This window comes from Paenibacillus anseongensis (assembly GCF_009757995.1).
GTDB classification, from domain to species: Bacteria; Bacillota; Bacilli; order Paenibacillales; family NBRC-103111; genus Paenibacillus_E; species Paenibacillus_E chondroitinus.
The window spans coordinates 38,411-55,279 of the sequence record NZ_WSEM01000006.1; the positions used below are offsets into that span (position 1 = coordinate 38,411).

Below are 16,869 nucleotides of genomic sequence, written 5' to 3' on the forward strand. Positions count from 1 at the left end.
GTGAAGTAACATCTCCCTTATTCGTCAAAAAGTGCCGTAGATAAATACCGCTCCCCGGTATCCGGGAGGATGACCACGATCGTCTTCCCTTTATTCTCTGGCCTTTTGGCGATTTCCGTCGCCGCATAAGCAGCTGCACCGGATGAGATGCCGACCAGCAGACCCTCGGTCTTCGCCAGAGCGCGAGCCGTCGCGAAAGCATCCTCGTCGGATACGCTGAAGACTTCATCGACGAGGGAGGCGTCGTAATTATCCGGCACGAAACCGGCGCCGATGCCTTGAATTTGGTGCGCGCCACGCTGGCCGCCCAGCAGAACCGGTGAATTGGCCGGTTCTACGGCGATGACTTGCACGGATGGGTTCCTTTTCTTCAAAACATCTCCCACACCCGTAATCGTCCCACCCGAACCTACGCCTGCAATAAAAATATCGACATTCCCGTCTGTATCCCGCCAAATTTCCTCTGCCGTCGTCTTTCTGTGTACCTCAGGATTAGCTGGATTGCTGAATTGCTGCGGAATGAAAGCATTCGGCAGCTTCGCTGCGAGCTCCTCTGCTCTCTTCATCGCTCCCATCATTCCTTCTGAAGCAGGCGTAAGCACCACTTCCGCACCTAGCGCTTTCAGTAATTTCGTGCGTTCCATACTGAACGATTCTGGAATTGTAATGATTAAGCGGTATCCTAATGCCGCTGCTGCGAACGCAAGGCCTATCCCTGTATTCCCGCTGGTTGGCTCTATAATAACGGTATCCGGTTTGATTTGGCCGGATTTCTCGGCTTCTTTGATCATGGCGAAACCGATACGATCTTTGACACTTCCGGCCGGATTAAAATACTCCAACTTCGCCATGATCTTGGCTTCAAGAGCCTGCCGTTTATTGTAATTCCAGAGCTCTAGCAGCGGCGTGTTGCCGATTAGCTCTGTCAAATTATTGTATATGGTCGCCATCTCGTATGACCTCGCCTTCTATATATTTATTAAACCCATGAACTTACTCGGATAATAAAAGATAAGAAAAGTATAGCTTGGAAATGGCGAAAAATGAAATCAGTAATGTTGATAAGGGAGTGCGGTATTTTCTTATATATGAGGATTTGGTATACTTATCCAGACGAAGAACGTCCTTATGCCTCGCGGCACTAGGGCGTTTTTTTATTTTATCAGCACTGAGGAGGTTGAGAATATTGGATTTTGAAAGGTTACATGCTTCATTTATTACGAATCACACAGCTTTACGGAGCGGCGAACGAAAGGGGCGGTTAGTGAGGGGACATGCGTATGCGGAGAAGCTTTTTCTGCAGATGGTGTGGATGCCGTTGTTCGGAAATTTCGACAACTTGCACCCAGAGTATGAAATCTACGATTGGAACCGTAAATCTCAGTTTCTCGATTTCGCGTACATGACACCTTTTGGGAAGTTCGGTATTGAATGTGACGGCTTTCAGACCCATGTCAAAGAGATGGACCGCGAGAAGTTCAGCTATGCGCTGAATCGGGAAACTTTCCTGACTGCTTTGGGCTGGAAAATGATGCACTTCTCCTTCGACGATATCCAGAGTCGCCCCGAGATCTGTCGGATGCTTCTACAAATGGTAGTCGGACCTTGCATGCTCCGAAACGACGCCGCTGCTCCAGTACCTGTCATGGAGAAAGAAGTGTTGCGGCTGGCTTGGATGCTCGGCCGGGCGATACGCCCACAGGACGTCATCCAGCAATTCGACGTTGATTTCCGCACTGCGCGCAAGTGGCTGCGTGGCTTGGTCGAGAAGGGATGCTTGTCACCCATTACTACGGGGAATAGCGTCCGTTCCTACGAGCTGAAGGAGGGATCTTGGGAGCATCTGTGATGTCCGGATGCTTCGTAACCCTCTTTGGAGAGAGGTGCATTGGATGAAATCCAATGCAGGGGCTGCTACAGAGGTCGAATGAGCGATTTCATTGGATGAAATCCAGTGGGAGCACCTGATTCGAGGTTAAAAAGGGGAGTTCTGGCTGCCTTCATTGGAAATCATCCAATCGGATGGCTGATTTGAAGGTGAATCTCTGTCTTTCATTGGATTTCATCCAACGGGGGGGGCCTAAATCCCTCTCTCAAACCGCTCACTTAATGTAGCAGTAAAGATCTTATGTTACACTGTGATGAGAAATCATCGCGAATGTTAGGAGAAATTGACGAATGAAACTGGTATCGTGGAATGTGAATGGGCTGCGCGCATGCGTGAATAAAGGCTTCGTAGATTACGTCAAGCAAACGGACGCCGATATTGTCTGTGTTCAGGAGACGAAGTTGCAAGAGGGACAAATTTCCCTCGAACTTGGCGAAGATTACAAGCAGTACTGGAACTACGCCGTTAAAAAAGGCTACTCCGGCACGGCTGTTTTCACGAAGCTCGAGCCGCTTTCCGTACGCTACGGCATGGAGGAAGATGAAGAGCCCGAGGGGCGGATTATCACGCTCGAGTTCGAGGATTTTTATCTGGTGACGGTGTATACCCCGAACGCCAAACGGGATCTTTCCAGGCTGGACTACCGCCTGGAGTGGGAGGACCGCTTCCGCAGCTATCTCGGTCAGCTGGACGCGAAGAAGCCGGTCATTGCCTGCGGCGATTTGAACGTCGCTCACCAGGAGATCGACCTCAAGAACGCCAAAGGCAACCACAACAACTCCGGCTTCACCCTGGAGGAGCGCGGGAAAATGACCGAGCTGCTAGGGGCAGGCTTCATCGACACTTTCCGGCATCTCTACCCGGACCGTACCGACGTCTACAGCTGGTGGTCCAATATGCCCGGCGTGCGAGCGCGGAATGTCGGATGGCGCATCGACTATTTTATCGCTTCTTCGAGGCTGGGCACCAACATCGTCGCTGCCGACATTGACTGTGAAATTTTGGGCAGCGATCATTGCCCTGTTCGTTTGGAAGTAGGCTTTTAACCTCCCCAAAGTGAAAAACCAAAAAGCGCTCTCTCACCATCCGGTGGGAGAACGCTTTTTAGCTAGGAATAATCATATGTTAGGTCACGTCGCTGACGAACGAAGGTTATGATGCATCTATACAAGTAGATCAGAAGCACAAACATCTCAAGCCCCCAAATGATATAGGTCGACGTCTCGCTCACTTCAATTTGCAAATAGTTAAAATCTGCAAACTGTTTGCGCACGAATTGGTCCGCCACCATTTGAGCCACATGATTTACAATCGGCACGAAGTCTTTACCATACCCTTGCTCTGTTATATAATCTTGAACTTCCAGCTTGAGCATATCAACTTCACTCCATGAGAATGCATGCACCCACTTCATAGAGCCATCCGAAGCTGGACTAAAGCTGACGATGAAATCGTTCTTGTTGCCGTTCTTCCATTTATCCTGAAGGGCATAGCCATACGCTTGCGGCAGATCCGTTCCCATATTCACAAAAATGAGATTGACCTGCTTCCACGACTTCATCTCCCCAGGATGATCCGGATCAGGCACCGCTTTGTTCAACTCAGTATTCCATGCTGCCAACGCCGCCAAGGCATTTTGCCTGTTCGGGACATTACCTACGATTCTATCAACATGAAGCACCTCCGAGACGAAACTCGGATATTCAGGCAGATCAGGATAATCTTTCAGATCAATGTCGCTATGTTTAAAAAGACTGTAAGAACCTCTCACCTTATTCACATACAGATGCACGGAGGCTGAAGGTGTCCCAGGAGGAAAATATTTGGCCAACTCGGCTGCCGAATTGGGTGATCTGTCCGTAAACCTGGTCCTTCCGTCCATGGACCTGCTCACCTCAAACCATCCGTTATCCGATGTTTTAAGTTTGTTTACCGCCTCTTGGTGCTCGTAGTGGCCGGGCTCTTTGGTACAACTCTTGCGGCCTCGGCTGTCCGTAGAGCATTCTTCGCTGCCCGCGATCCATTCGTCCCACTCTTCTTTGTGCTCCCAGTCCGTAACCGACCCGGACCAGACCTCCGTATCGACCGTCCTCAGAAAAAAATCACTGGCTACTACTCCCGCGAATAGGATGACTGCGAGCACTGAAGTCAGTACATATCGCCACCATTTGCGGCCCGTTATAAGCTCAATAGCAAAACCCACAATCAGAACGAGGAATAACGCTGCCCAATACGCCATCTGCTACCTCAGCTTCACTTCGTTATCTTTGCCTGTTTGATACGCATCGCTCGTGCGGTCTGAAGTAATAATAAATTTCTCCGCGTCCATCATTTGGAAATGGAAAATCGCATTCATCAGCACATGCTTCCGAATATGCGTGTTGTACTCGCGGACTTGATCGGCAATTTTCTTCTGATTTCGATCAAATTCGGTACGCGTCGATGATATTTCATTTTGCAGCTTCGTGTACAAATCCTTACTCATATGCGGGTTCTGCTCCTGCACCACTTTGAAAAGCACCTGCGTATCCGTGTAACGGCCTGCAATGAGGTCGGTATATACCTTTTTGATATCATCTGCCTGCATATCGGTGACTTGGGCCATTTCCTTAAACCTTTTCCACATGTTATCGTAGTTTGACTTATTCGCGACGTGTTGCGACTTGATTTGTTCATCCAGCGCAATCGCCGTTCCCCGTTGCCCCCATACAACAGCTGCTGTAATGATTGCAATTAACACTAGTAAGCCGATAAAACCAAGGCAACCTACCATGAAAATCCCACTCTTGTTCCTCATCAACAAACCCCTCTGCATATAATTTCCATCTGTTTCTCTTATTCTAGCACATCTGGACGACATAATAGGTCAAGATTTTACAAAATTTATGGGCAGCAGATAGAATTATGGTAATTGCAAAAGCGCCGGAATGTTTTCAGGAAAAGCCGTGACTTGTATATGAAGGTTATAGTCTCCTATTTGAAAATGAAGTCTATCTTTTTCCAGGGTGTACGGGATGTTTTTACCCTCTAAATTATTACTAATTCTGTTCAACACTTGGACATTTGGAGCCCCGAACGTAACTTTCATAGCAGGCTGCAGGGCCGTCATGGCAATAGGAAGCCATTTTCTCTTTTTCGAAACAACAACGACATGTGCGGTTCCCCCAATAGCAAAAGTAAAGTTGTCTTCCACGTTATCCAATTTAAAGTCAAAAAGCTCCACAAACAGCTCTCTGATTGCAAACACGTTGTCAACCGGAAAGCCGATTTCTCTCAAAAACAGGATCTTTAGATAACCGCTAGGAGGAAGGACTCCCTCTTGTACATAGGTATGCGCAAGAATTTCTAACAAATTGCCATCACCGTCCCGAAAATAAACATTTTTACCGGTTTCGAACTCGTCGACAGATCTGCCGTCAGACCATTGCAGAAGCGTTACCCCGGCTTTTTGAAGGAGGTTCACTATGTCATCAAACGCTGTGAAAGGAACCTCAAACGCCATATGAGCAGGACATAACGGCTGGCCGCCCTCTTTAAAAACCAACTTACAGTGTTCTGAAGGTTGAAGGTGTATTTCATCCACAGCTTCGAAACTGATGGGAAATTGGAGCTGGTTGCCATAAAATTGTTTCACGCCCTGAATGGATACGGTATTCAACTCTACTCTAGCAAAATGTGTGATCATGGTAGGCGCACCTCCCTATCTGTTGTGTATGAAACAACATATGCATAAGAATCGCCATGGTAGAGGGCAGTTTCGTCCCATATTTTAGAATGGCTCAGTTAGAGGGACAGCGGCTTCGCCGTTCGCGACGGACGAATAGTGTCGGAATTGGTAAGGGGATAATAATTGACAGTAACCGTGTTCTTATCTAAAATAATATAGACAGACCTGTCTCTTTTTTTCATTAATAGACATTCTTTTTTAACATATAGAAAAATATCTTTGGGTAGGTGAATTTCAGATGGAGAAGAAAGAAACAGCCAAGGAGCGCATTTTGCGAGTTGCCGATGAGTTGTTTTATCGTGAGGGTGTGCGTGCGGTCGGCATCGATCGGATCATTCATGAATCCGGTGTGGCCAAAGCCAGCTTCTATCGAAGCTTCGCGACCAAAGATGAGTTAGTAGCTGCGTACTTAGAGCTGCGTCGCCTCCAGTTTCTAGGGAATATCGAGCATGCACGGAAGGAGCATCCGGAGTCCAAGCTCGAGCAGCTCCTTTTTTTGATGGACTATTTAGCTGAACGTATGAAACGCCCTACGTATCGGGGGTGTTCCTTCATGAATACAATCGTGGAGTTCCCTGAACCTGCGCACCCCAACCATGCCAAAGCACTTGAGAGCAGAAGCGACATTTGGGATGAGGTAACATTATTGGCCGAGGAGGCTGGTCTTCCCAATCCCCGTGACCTCTCCGAGCAGATTCGGATGTTATGGAGCGGCGCCGCTATGGTAGCTTATATAAACAAGGCTGATTTCAAACCAGAGTTGTTCTCTGTTGCAGCTAAGACGCTAATAAACAGCCATCGCGTTGCGGCAGTATGAGGAATCGCGATGGCTTTAGCGTGCGATGACACGGCATGGCGAAAAAAGCCCGACTCCCATTAAAGGGAATCAGGCTTTTTTGTTTGTTCGCTGAGTCTGCTAGGCTTACTCTTATTCCTCACCCGTCGCAATCGGGTTATCTTCCCAACTGATCCAGTCGCTCCAGCTTCCGCTGTAGAGCTTCACGTTGTCAAAACCCGCTTCGCTCAGGCCCAGCACGTTCGGGCAAGCCGTCACGCCGGAGCCGCAATAGACGATGATTTCATCGGCATCGCGCAAGCCGGCAAAATGCTGCTCCTGCTTGGCCGCAGGCAGCCAACCGCCATCAGCACCGAGCACGCCTTTCCAGAAGTAGTTCCGTGCGCCGGGAATGTGACCGGCTACTCTATCAATCGGCTCTTCCAAGCCGAGGTAGCGGCGCTCCTCACGCGAGTCCACAAGTACAACGCCCGGGCGGCCGAGCTTGTCCTTGACCTCATCCATGGAAGCCAGCATGGTGCGCTGCACTTTCGGCGAGAAGGTCCGCGGGTACGTGGCAGGCGCTTCATCTGTAACAGGGTAGCCCGCCGCTTTCCATGCGGTATATCCTTGGTCGAGCACGTACACCTCGGAGTGCCCGAGGAATTTCAGCATCCACCATAGGCGCGAAGCCATGGCTCCGCCTTGATCGTCGTAGGCGACGACGGTTTTGGTACTGTCGATCCCGAGGCTGCCCACGAGGATGGAGAATGCACCGAGATCAGGAAGCGGGTGCCTGCCTCCGTGCGCCATAATGGCACCGGACAGGTCCTTTTCCAAATCCACGTATACAGCTCCCGTTATATGATCTTGTTCATAAAGTTTTCTGCCAGATTCAGGTTGTCCTAACGCAAAACGGCAATCCGCAATGACGATATTGGCATCGCCCAGTTGTCCGAGCAGCCATGATTGACTTACTATATTTTCCACAGATTATGCCACCTTTCCCTACCTGCAATTAATTCCAGTTACCTCTACTTATTTTATCGTAAAAATGTTGCGCACGGAAGTTATGTTTCGGACATACAAAAAAGACCGTCGAGGCGTTAGCCTGACAGTCCGACCAGTCGAGACGACCGGGGGTAACGTTTGCCTGGGAGGAGACAGTCCAAGAGGCCGAGACGACCGAGAGCAACGATTGCCTGAGATCGGCGATAGTTTATGCAATCTCGAGGTGCAGGAGCGGTGACCTTTTGCTGCCTCCATAGAAATAGAGGAACTACGGTCCTCTATTTCTGCAATTCTCGCGCATTCCACTTCCTCAGCGGAACTACAGGGCTCTATTTGCCCCAGCAGCTCCACATTTCCGCCAAATCCGGCCGGCGAAATAGCGGCTCATAGTTCCCCTTCATCCATCAGAGGGGCAACTATCGCGCGAATAGCGGACCGTAGTTCCCTCACCCTCGGCGGCAACCATCCATCCGTCACTGCCCACCAGGCAACAGCCAGACGCAGCAAGCTACAATTAATCCCCGATACCAATCGTGGGATTCACAGAATAGGTGAGCCAATCGCTGCGATCTCCGCCCATTTTATCGTAAAAAGCCTGCGCACGCAGGTTATCCGTAGCCGTGGTCCATGAAAGATTCGCGTAGCCATGTCTGGCCGCATACCCTTTGCAGGCGGCGAAAAGCTTCGCGGCCGCGCCCTGACCGCGTTCCGCTTCAATAACGTAGAGATCGTTCATCACCGCTACTTTGGAGGCACGCAGTGTACTGAAGGTAAAATACAAGGTCGCAAAACCGACCAATTTCCCCTCTTCCGATTCCGCTACAAATTGGATGCCGTCCTTTTGCTCCAACAGATGGTGAATCAATCCGTTCAACTTCTCATCCTCTGGCTGGCGATATTGGTAAAAGTCCACGATATAAGCGATCATTAACGTTTTTAACTGGGAAATATCTTGTATAGCAGCTTCACGAACTGTAACTTGGGCCATGGAAATGACCTCCTCATCCAAATAAAATCGTTATCGTTATTGTATCCAAAATCCCCAAAATTTGTTTCTCACTGCTCCTCCATCTCCTTGCGATACAGCAGGTAAATCATCCAGGCTAACACGAGGCAAAATCCCGCAGCCCAATAGAAAATGGACGCCACATGCATGGATACGCCATAATAAGCAGAGGAATAAAGAATAAACGCAGTCAAAAGAGCAGGAAAAAACACATGATTCCGGGGACGCCACGGTTGATTAGCATGTTTGGCATCATTACGTTCCAGCCGCATCGTGAAACCTAATCGGTTCTTGTTCAAGAGCAATGCCGTCAGGCACGCAAGCAGTGCGGCATAGATTTTCAGAGGACGATACCAGGAATCCAGACTGTCAAAATAATCGTAAACGGGAACATCCGTTACTAGCGCCACCCCGATTAGAACAATGAATAAATAAATCGTATAGCCTACAGCTCCAAGCAATACGATCATGAGTGCATGCAGCTTGCGCAATCGCAATACATAGTGAACACAGATGGCTTCCAGCACGATAGCAAGCATCGGACTCCAAGACTTCGTGTCCACAAGGAACGTAAATAGTTCGACCAAACAGGAGATAACCAAGGTGAAGATGAGCACAAGTGGCCATTTCTTATTCACAGAAATTCGAAATGTATGTAATCCCAGCATGAGCATAGAAAACAGAATACAGGCAGTAAATGGAATATGTAAAAGCCAAAGCCAACCCATGCGATCCTCCAACCAATAAATGAAAAGGTGATAATAATAGTGGTAAAAGCAAGCTTACCCTGGCGAGTTGTACCGTTAACTAACGCGCAATGCGAGGAGTTATGTACGTGGAAATATCCGTCTCCCTACGAGCTGTACAATTGGCCCTCTTGGGAAACCATGCTACGGGAGCAAACCGAATTCGCTGACCCGCACATTCGGGCGGAACAGTACCGAGCCGTCGTCGATGATAGTGGCAGGCTATCCGGCTTCGTCCAGTTCTTCCCGATTGTCGGCGTCACGCGCTTAGGTCTGGGACTCCGTCCGGATCTCTGCGGGAAAGGCAGCGGAATTGGCGTCCAATTCGTGCAGCTCCTGACCCGTGAAGCGCTAAAGCACGCCCCCGGGCAGGAGGTCGACCTTGAAGTGCTTGTCTGGAATGAGCGCGCCATCCGCACTTATGAGCGTGCTGGTTTCACCATCACGGATACCTATGAAAAGCAGACGCCTACAGGCGTATCGAATTTTCACTGCATGGTGTACGACGAGAGCTTATCTAATTAAGCTTCGCCGGAACCCGCAATAACCTCTTCAAATGCTTGATCAAACCTGGCAGCAGATTGAAAATCCAACTCTGTCAAACCGCCTGCATGCCATGAGGTAAGCCGCAAGGTCACCATTTTATAATCAATGGCGATCATGGGATGGTGGTTATCCGCTTCAGCAATACGGGCGACATGATTCACAAAAGAAATGCCCAGCATGAACTCCGCGAAACGGTATTTTCGCAAAATCCATTTATGATCGTCCGTCGTCCAGCCGGTGAGCGCCCCAAGCCTTTGATCAATCTCGCTATTCTCAAGTTTCACGTTCTTCCGCCCCTCCCAGCCTTACTCGTTCTCCCGGATTCCCCTACTAATCCCTCACTTACCCATTACTCAAAATCATAAGCGACCGCCTCGACTTCGCTCTCACCTGCATATGTGCGCAGCAGATCAAGGAACGGCTTCCCGTAATTGCGGTATTTGACCTCGCCGACACCCTTGATTCGCAGCATCGCAGATTCCGAGGTCGGACAGCTTTCACTCATCTCACGCAGCGTGCTGTCGGAGAATATGATATACGGCGGCACTTTCTCGCGTGCGGCAATTTCCCGGCGAAGCAAACGCAGCTGCTCGAACAACGTATTGTCGATAGCAGCCGCTTTAACCGGCTGTTTGCGCACCTTTTGGTACACAGGCAGCTTCCCTTGAAGCACTTCCGCTGCGGGCTGCATTAATCGGACTACCGGGTACTGGCCTTCGGACAGCTGCAAGAACCCCTCCGAGATCAGCACATTAATCAGATCGGAAATTTCTTTTTCCGGCAAATCCCGCATAATGCCATGCGTCGGCAGTTTGTCGAACCGATATTCGACAATTTTCTTCGCTTTCGAGCCCTTCAGGACTGAAGCAACCATCGAAATCCCGAAACGTTCATTCATGCGGCGGATGCAGGAAAAAATTTTCTGCGCTTCAACCGTAATATCCACGGTATCGCGATCGTCTTTGCACGAGCTGCAGTTGCCGCAGGTGTCTTTCACATTCCGCTCATCAAAATAATGCAAAATAACATTCCGCAGACATCTTGGTGAATAGCAGTAATCGATCATCGTCTGCAGCTTTTTGTATTCGTTGGCTTTGCGCTCAGGCGAAAGCTGGTTCTGCTCAATGAGGAACTTCTGCGTCATAATATCCTGTGCGCTGAACAGCAGAATGCACTCGCTCGGCTCCCCGTCACGTCCTGCGCGACCGGCTTCCTGATAATAAGCCTCCATATTTTTCGGCATATTGTAGTGGATGACATAACGCACGTTCGATTTATCGATGCCCATCCCGAAGGCATTCGTGGCAATCATCACCCGAATATCGTCATAGAGAAACGCTTCTTGCATGTAGGAGCGCTCATCGTCGGTTAATCCGGCGTGGTACTTGCCTGCGGCGTAGCCTTTTTTCCGCAATGACTCGTACAGCTCCTCCACATCCTTGCGGGTAGCGGCATAGATAATGCCCGGCTGGTGCGTATGCTCTTTTACATAATTGTGAATGTAATCCCGCTTGTTCTCTCCTCGAAGAATTGTCAGCTCCAGATTATCCCGCGAGAAACCGTTCACAAAGATGCCCGCATCCGACAGGTCGAGCAGCCTTGCAATATCCGCCGTCACTTCGGCTGTCGCTGTAGCGGTAAAGGCCGCGACGATCGGGCGATTCGGGAGCTCGCGAATAAACGGAGCGATCGAGACATAGCTGGGACGGAAGTCATGCCCCCACTGGGACACACAATGCGCCTCGTCAATAGCCACAAAGGGAAGATTCAACGCCGACATCCGCGCGCGAAACCGCTCTGACTCCAGCCGCTCGGGCGCGATATACAGCAGCTTGTATTTGCCCTGCATCGCGCCTTGCATCCTCTGTTCCACTTCTCTGGCTTCCAGAGTGCTATTAATGAACGTCGCAGGAACTCCGAGCACGCCTAGGGCATCCACTTGGTCCTTCATCAAGGAAATCAGCGGAGAGATGACGAGGGTCACGCCCTCCATCAGCATCGCAGGAACCTGATAGCAGATCGATTTACCGCCGCCCGTTGGCATAATGCCAAGCGTATCCTTCCCCTCAAGCAGGTTGGAAATGATATTTTTCTGCCCCTCACGGAATTCCGGGTACCCGTAAACTTGTTGTAAAACCTTCCTTGCCCCATCCAGCATAGCTTTTATACACCTTTCTTTAGCTCACTCAAAAATCAGACCAAATAGATAACGGAAACGAGCTTTTCCCCGTCGTGAACCTTCAACACGTGATTACTCGGATCATGGCGAACCGAGCCTGCACCAACATGCATGACAGGGCTGTTGCCCAATCCATAGAAAATATCGTCAGCCAGCGTACGCAGGCACTCTTCCTGTTCTTCAGGCTCAAGCTCCTCCCAATCGTCCGCACTCATCTCCAGCAGCTCGTAGAAACCATTCACCATCTCAATGCCACGTACAAAATCAGTGACAATATCCTTATATTCTCTTCCGAATTTAATACCCATTGTAAAGTCTCCCTTCGGTAGCTAACCTTCTAGCTTCACTTTATCATATTATAGGTTTGAATGCAGGGTTAACCGTTTTTCCCCCGGATAAAAAATTACCCTTTGGCATAAACTGTGGAAATGGGCAATTTCGGAAAAAATCTGTTACTATGGAAGAAGGAATGTACCGCTCGGAGGGTAGGAAAGCACACATGCTGAAACTGCAGATTCCCAAAAATCGAATGAACTACCTAATCAAGCAAATCCCGCTGCATTTTGATGCTGCCGTACTGGAGCAGGGCTGGGAGTACTATCATAAAGGCCGCGTGGCGGATGTCGATCTGAAGGGCACAAGCATTCAGTCGACGGTTGCAGGCAAGAGACTGCACAACACGACGGTGAACTTAGAGAATTTTCAGGACAGCTCATGCAGCTGCTCCTTCGATGGTTTTTGCCAGCATATCGGTGCTACGTTCTTCAGCTTATACGCTCCCTATGGACGGCCCGAACTGCTTCTGCAACAATTAAAGCAACAAATATTCGCCCGCAAAAAACCTTTGCGAGGCGCCTCCCCGGCACAGGAACGCAAAGAAGCCGCCAAGGCCACTAAACCCGAAGAAACGGCTTTGCCTGCTGATTGGCATCGTTTTTTTGAGGGGAGATTTCATGGGTTCTCGATTTCGCATCAGCACTCCATTGAAACGTTTTATGACTCTGCGTTAGAGTCTTTGCCTGGCTTTGCCGCCGATTGGAAAAGCTCGATGCGCGAGATCTATATGCTTCATATCGTGCTGTTCATGATGCGTAAGATCGAACAATTTTATCAAGAGACCAAAAGCTCTTACTTGTCTTATTATCACGAAAACGGGTGCAAAATCGCCGCAAAAAACTGTGAGGATAAGCTCGCCCAGCTTACACAAGGGATGGATCTGAATGCCTCCTTCGTGGCTGAACCCAAACATATGCTGGCTACGCTCAAAATGCTCGGTGAATTCGCGCTGCAAGGAAAAGACAGCCCGATTGACTGGCTTTTCGTGTATCGATTCATCTGGTGGAAGCTGTCCGCGCAAACAGCCGCGCAGAAAGAGGAGATTCAGCGCCTCGACGCCCTTCTGTCCAAGAAAGATCAGCCTGCTAAGAGAAAAGATGCGCTGATTGCGGCTAGAGCCCATTTTCACATTATTCAGGGAGATACAGACAGTGCCTTCAAGCTGCTGGAACTTTTGGCTCATCCTCATGCTAAGGATTACTTCCTGTACCTGAATTATTATTACAACGATCAGCAGTGGAACGACATGCTAGTCTGGCTCCGCTGGTTGTTCAAATCGATTGCCCAGGCCAATCACGATGATTTCCGGACCTTTTGCCAATACTGGCTTGATACAACCAAGCATTTGGAATCCGACAGCGAATGGGTACAGGTCATGGAGTCTCTGCTGCCTCGCTCTTACTACTATTACACAGCCTATTTGCTGCAGACCAAAAGGTATCGGCAATGGGTGGATTTGCAGCTGGCAAACCGTATTTCGCCTTTAAATCTGTACACGTTGGAGCTAAAAGCAATCGAAGAGCACGATGCCGCTTTGCTGCTCCCTCTGTATCATCAAGCGGCGGAACGTGCGGTTTTGGAGAAAAACAGAGCTTCCTACAAAACAGCTGTCCGGCTTCTAAAGAAGCTGCACAGCTTATACAAACAATTAGGCCAGAACGATCGCTGGGAGCACTATGTGTATCGTTTAGCGGATAAATTCTCACGCTTGCGTGCCTTCCAAGAAGAGCTTAAGAAAGGAAAATGGATTCGATGATCGAAACCAGCGCGCTGACGGTTCATGTAAGCTCCCTCCCCAGCGGCTCCTTGTTTCTATGGGGATCCCGCGAGAACGGCGGTATTTGGGACGCCCTTGATTTGAAAAATATGCTTTTTGCCTGGCACCGTGCTTCCTTCTATGGCACTTTCATGGAACCCAGCGAATGGCAAAATCGCGAAGGCATTGAGCTGCAGCCACTTGAGGCGCTCGAATATTTCAGCGATCCGCAGCCTGTGCAGCATTTGCAGCTTAGCTGGCATCAGGACTCCGCGGATTTCATCCGCTTGGCCCCTGCGGTTCGCGAGGCATTAGCCACCGGAAGCTTCATGCCGGATTACGAGAAATGGAAGGCCGGCGAAATGGGCTGGAAGCTGCAGCTCCCTGAAGAGTTGCAGTCTCTGGAATCACCAGCCGTTTCCCGCTGGATTCATGCGCTTATCCCCGAATGGGTGGACGCAGACGGCATCATGAAAGACAATCTGCGCAAGCTGGAGGCGGCATACCCGCTCATGCGGCGAGGCGAAATCGCCGCCGACCTCTGGCTCGACGAGGAAGACTGGCTCGTCGCCATCGGCTGGCGCCAAGACCGGTCGCCGATGCGCACGTGCCTGCAGCTCGCAGAGCCGGACCTGGCGCATGGCGCAGGCTGGCAGCTGCGGGTGCTGCTGCAGGACCGGCTGGCGCCGGACGTGCTGCGCACGGTGACGCCCACCGGCGAGCCGGTGGCGGGCGAACTGCCGCTGCCGGAGGCGTGGCAGCCGGAGCTGAGCCGCGTCGAACGTGACGCGGCCAAATGGCTGCGCATCCTGCCTTGGCTGGATGCGGGCGAAAGCACCCTCCGTCAAACGTTGACGGAGGAAGAGGCTTGGCGCTTCCTCGCAGAGGGAAGCGTGCGGCTCGTGGAGGCCGGGACCAGTGTGTTCCTCCCGGCCTGGTGGGATCGCATCCGCAAGATGAAGCCGAAGCTGCGCGCGAAGATCAAGTCTTCCGTCGGTTCCGGACGGGAGACGATGTTCGGGCTCACTCAGCTGATGCAGTTCGACTGGAAGCTGGCTGTGGGTGATCTGGAGCTGACCGAAGAAGAATTCCGGCTGCTGCTGGAAGAAAAGCGCAAGCTGATCCAGATTCGCGGCAATTGGATTCAGCTCGATCCGAAGTTCATGGCGCAGGTCGAGCAGATCATGAAGCAGGTGCAGAAGAAGCAGGGCCTCTCCTTCCGCGACGTGCTGGAGCTGCACTTCGCAGGCGATGCCGCCGGGCTGCTGCCTGCGGAAGATGATCCCGATGCGATGCGCTACATCGAGATGGAAGTCGAGCTGAACGAGCAGCTGCGCCACATGGTCGATCAGCTGACTCAAACGGCGGCGATTCCTACCGTGGAACCACCGCCAAGCTTCCAAGGCTCGCTGCGCCACTATCAAGTGGACGGCATCTCTTGGCTGTTGTTCTTGCGCCGTTTCGGCCTTGGCGGCTGTTTGGCCGATGATATGGGTCTCGGTAAAACGATCCAGTGGATCACCTACCTGCTCACCGTCAAAGAGACTGAGCAGCCTGCGGCGCCTTCTCTGCTGATCTGTCCTACTTCTGTTCTTGGCAACTGGCAGATGGAGCTGAAGCGTTTTGCCCCTTCACTCAAGGTACATCTGCATTACGGACCTCAACGGTTCAAAGGAGCTGCGTTCACGGAAGCTGTCGGCAAAGTTGATTTAGTGTTAACTTCTTATACGCTGTCCCATCTGGATGAAGCGGAGCTGGGTGAAATCACTTGGAACTCCATCTGTCTGGACGAAGCGCAAAATATAAAAAATGCTTATACCAAGCAAGCCTCGGCGATTCGCCGTTTGAACGCTTTCCATCGCATTGCTTTGACGGGTACTCCGATCGAGAATCGGCTCACGGAATTATGGTCGATCTTCGACTTCGCGAATCCCGGCTATCTGGGCACAGTGCGCGAGTTTACACATCGTTACGTGAATGCGATCGAGAAAACGCGCGATGTTGAGATCATTAATAAGGTTCAAAAATTGATCCGTCCCTTCCTGCTGCGCCGCGAGAAGAAAGATCCCGCGATTCAGCTCGATCTGCCGGAAAAAAACGAGTCCAAAACGTTCATCTCACTGACCGCCGAGCAAGGCTCGTTATACGAAAACTACATCCAGGACATGTTCGACCGGTTGGATACGCTCTCCGCCATGGAGCGGCGCGGACTCATTCTCGCCGCTCTGACGAAGCTCAAGCAGGTGTGCAACCACCCTGCTTTGCTGCTCAAGGAAGGCCTGACCGCTCCATGGAGCGGTCGTTCGAACAAGCTCGAGCGCCTGCTCGAGATGGTGCAGGAGCTGCGCCAAGAAGGCGACAAATGCTTGATTTTCACGCAGTTTGTCGAGACCGGCAACCTGCTGCAGCATGTGCTGCAGCAGGAGCTGGGTGAGACCGTGTTGTTCCTGCATGGCGGAACAACCAAAGCGGGTCGCGATGAGATGATCGCGAACTTCCAGGACAATGCTGAGCGGCCGGCAGAGGAGCAGCGAAATGTGTTTATTCTTTCGCTGAAGGCCGGCGGCATCGGGCTCAATCTGACGGCGGCGAATCATGTGTTCCACTATGATCGCTGGTGGAATCCCGCCGTCGAGAACCAAGCGACGGACCGCGCCTTCCGCATCGGGCAGACGCGCCATGTGCAGGTGCACAAGTTCGTCACGCTCGGCACGCTCGAAGAGCGCATCGACGAGATGATCGAGCGCAAGCTCGGCCTGAGCCAGCAGATCGTCGGCACGGGTGAGAACTGGATCACCGAGCTGTCGACTGACGAGCTGCGCGACTTGTTCTCGCTGCGGCGCGAGTGGGTCGAGGCTTAGAAGGCGCGACTCATTCTCCAGAGGATGCGCGCATTGTT

The 16,869-nt window shown here is 51.0% G+C and carries 16 protein-coding genes; 6 read left to right on the plus strand and 10 right to left on the minus strand.

Annotated features, from left to right (window positions below):
• Nucleotides 1-17 precede the first annotated feature (17 nt).
• Nucleotides 18-950 (minus strand): cysteine synthase A, encoded by a 933-nt coding sequence (gene cysK / locus GON05_RS05900; protein ID WP_157318274.1) that lies wholly within the window; start codon nt 948-950, stop codon nt 18-20.
• A 236-nt stretch (nt 951-1,186) separates the two neighbouring features.
• Between cysK and GON05_RS05905 the strand changes: the two genes are divergently transcribed.
• Together GON05_RS05905 and GON05_RS05910 are read left to right on the plus strand one after the other, a co-directional pair.
• Nucleotides 1,187-1,849 (plus strand): PDDEXK family nuclease, encoded by a 663-nt coding sequence (locus tag GON05_RS05905; protein WP_157318275.1) that lies wholly within the window; start codon nt 1,187-1,189, stop codon nt 1,847-1,849.
• A gap of 329 nt (nt 1,850-2,178) precedes the next feature.
• Entirely contained in the window at nt 2,179-2,934 is a 756-nt protein-coding gene (locus tag GON05_RS05910) for an exodeoxyribonuclease III (RefSeq protein ID WP_157318276.1), read from the plus strand.
• Between the two features lie 62 nt (nt 2,935-2,996).
• Here GON05_RS05910 and GON05_RS05915 read toward each other — a convergent pair whose 3' ends face one another.
• The 3 genes from GON05_RS05915 to GON05_RS05925 form a co-directional block, all read right to left on the minus strand.
• On the minus strand, nt 2,997-4,127 hold the full coding sequence (locus GON05_RS05915; protein WP_181646503.1) for a hypothetical protein: 1,131 nt from the start codon (nt 4,125-4,127) through the stop codon (nt 2,997-2,999).
• A gap of 3 nt (nt 4,128-4,130) precedes the next feature.
• Nucleotides 4,131-4,685, minus strand: a complete 555-nt coding sequence (locus GON05_RS05920; RefSeq protein ID WP_157318277.1) for a hypothetical protein — start codon at nt 4,683-4,685, stop codon at nt 4,131-4,133.
• 105 nt (nt 4,686-4,790) lie between these two features.
• Nucleotides 4,791-5,573: a VOC family protein gene (locus tag GON05_RS05925; RefSeq protein ID WP_157318278.1), complete on the minus strand. Its 783-nt coding sequence runs from the start codon at nt 5,571-5,573 to the stop codon at nt 4,791-4,793.
• Nucleotides 5,574-5,853: 280 nt separating this feature from the next.
• Between GON05_RS05925 and GON05_RS05930 the strand changes: the two genes are divergently transcribed.
• Nucleotides 5,854-6,432, plus strand: coding sequence for a TetR/AcrR family transcriptional regulator (locus tag GON05_RS05930; RefSeq protein WP_157318279.1), 579 nt, complete (start codon nt 5,854-5,856; stop codon nt 6,430-6,432).
• 111 nt (nt 6,433-6,543) lie between these two features.
• Here the strand turns inward: GON05_RS05930 and GON05_RS05935 are convergent, their stop codons facing one another.
• The 3 genes from GON05_RS05935 to GON05_RS05945 all read right to left on the minus strand — a co-directional run bounded on the left by GON05_RS05935 (nt 6,544) and on the right by GON05_RS05945 (nt 9,045).
• A complete protein-coding gene (locus tag GON05_RS05935) occupies nt 6,544-7,380 on the minus strand; it encodes a sulfurtransferase (protein WP_181646504.1) in 837 nt (278 codons plus the stop codon).
• 535 nt (nt 7,381-7,915) lie between these two features.
• Complete coding sequence (locus GON05_RS05940; RefSeq protein ID WP_157318280.1) at nt 7,916-8,389, minus strand: GNAT family N-acetyltransferase; 474 nt, start codon at nt 8,387-8,389, stop codon at nt 7,916-7,918.
• A gap of 68 nt (nt 8,390-8,457) precedes the next feature.
• Nucleotides 8,458-9,045, minus strand: a complete 588-nt coding sequence (locus tag GON05_RS05945) for a hypothetical protein (protein WP_157318281.1) — start codon at nt 9,043-9,045, stop codon at nt 8,458-8,460.
• A 117-nt stretch (nt 9,046-9,162) separates the two neighbouring features.
• On the opposite strand from GON05_RS05945, the gene GON05_RS05950 reads away from it, so the two are divergent.
• Entirely contained in the window at nt 9,163-9,678 is a 516-nt protein-coding gene (locus tag GON05_RS05950; protein WP_397370399.1) for a GNAT family N-acetyltransferase, read from the plus strand.
• Here GON05_RS05950 and GON05_RS05955 read toward each other — a convergent pair.
• The 3 genes from GON05_RS05955 to GON05_RS05965 form a co-directional block, all read right to left on the minus strand.
• Nucleotides 9,675-9,983, minus strand: coding sequence for a 4a-hydroxytetrahydrobiopterin dehydratase (locus tag GON05_RS05955; RefSeq protein ID WP_181646506.1), 309 nt, complete (start codon nt 9,981-9,983; stop codon nt 9,675-9,677). The two genes, GON05_RS05950 and GON05_RS05955, sit on opposite strands and share 4 nt — an antisense overlap.
• A 65-nt stretch (nt 9,984-10,048) precedes the next feature.
• A complete protein-coding gene (recQ, locus tag GON05_RS05960) occupies nt 10,049-11,857 on the minus strand; it encodes a DNA helicase RecQ (RefSeq protein WP_157318282.1) in 1,809 nt (602 codons plus the stop codon).
• A gap of 35 nt (nt 11,858-11,892) precedes the next feature.
• A complete protein-coding gene (locus GON05_RS05965) occupies nt 11,893-12,186 on the minus strand; it encodes a hypothetical protein (protein WP_157318283.1) in 294 nt (97 codons plus the stop codon).
• A gap of 191 nt (nt 12,187-12,377) precedes the next feature.
• Between GON05_RS05965 and GON05_RS05970 the strand changes: the two genes are divergently transcribed.
• Nucleotides 12,378-13,970, plus strand: a complete 1,593-nt coding sequence (locus tag GON05_RS05970) for an SWIM zinc finger family protein (RefSeq protein WP_157318284.1) — start codon at nt 12,378-12,380, stop codon at nt 13,968-13,970.
• Nucleotides 13,958-16,831, plus strand: a complete 2,874-nt coding sequence (locus GON05_RS05975) for a DEAD/DEAH box helicase (protein WP_181646507.1) — start codon at nt 13,958-13,960, stop codon at nt 16,829-16,831. Before GON05_RS05970 ends, GON05_RS05975 begins: the two co-directional genes overlap by 13 nt.
• Nucleotides 16,832-16,869: the final 38 nt, after the last annotated feature.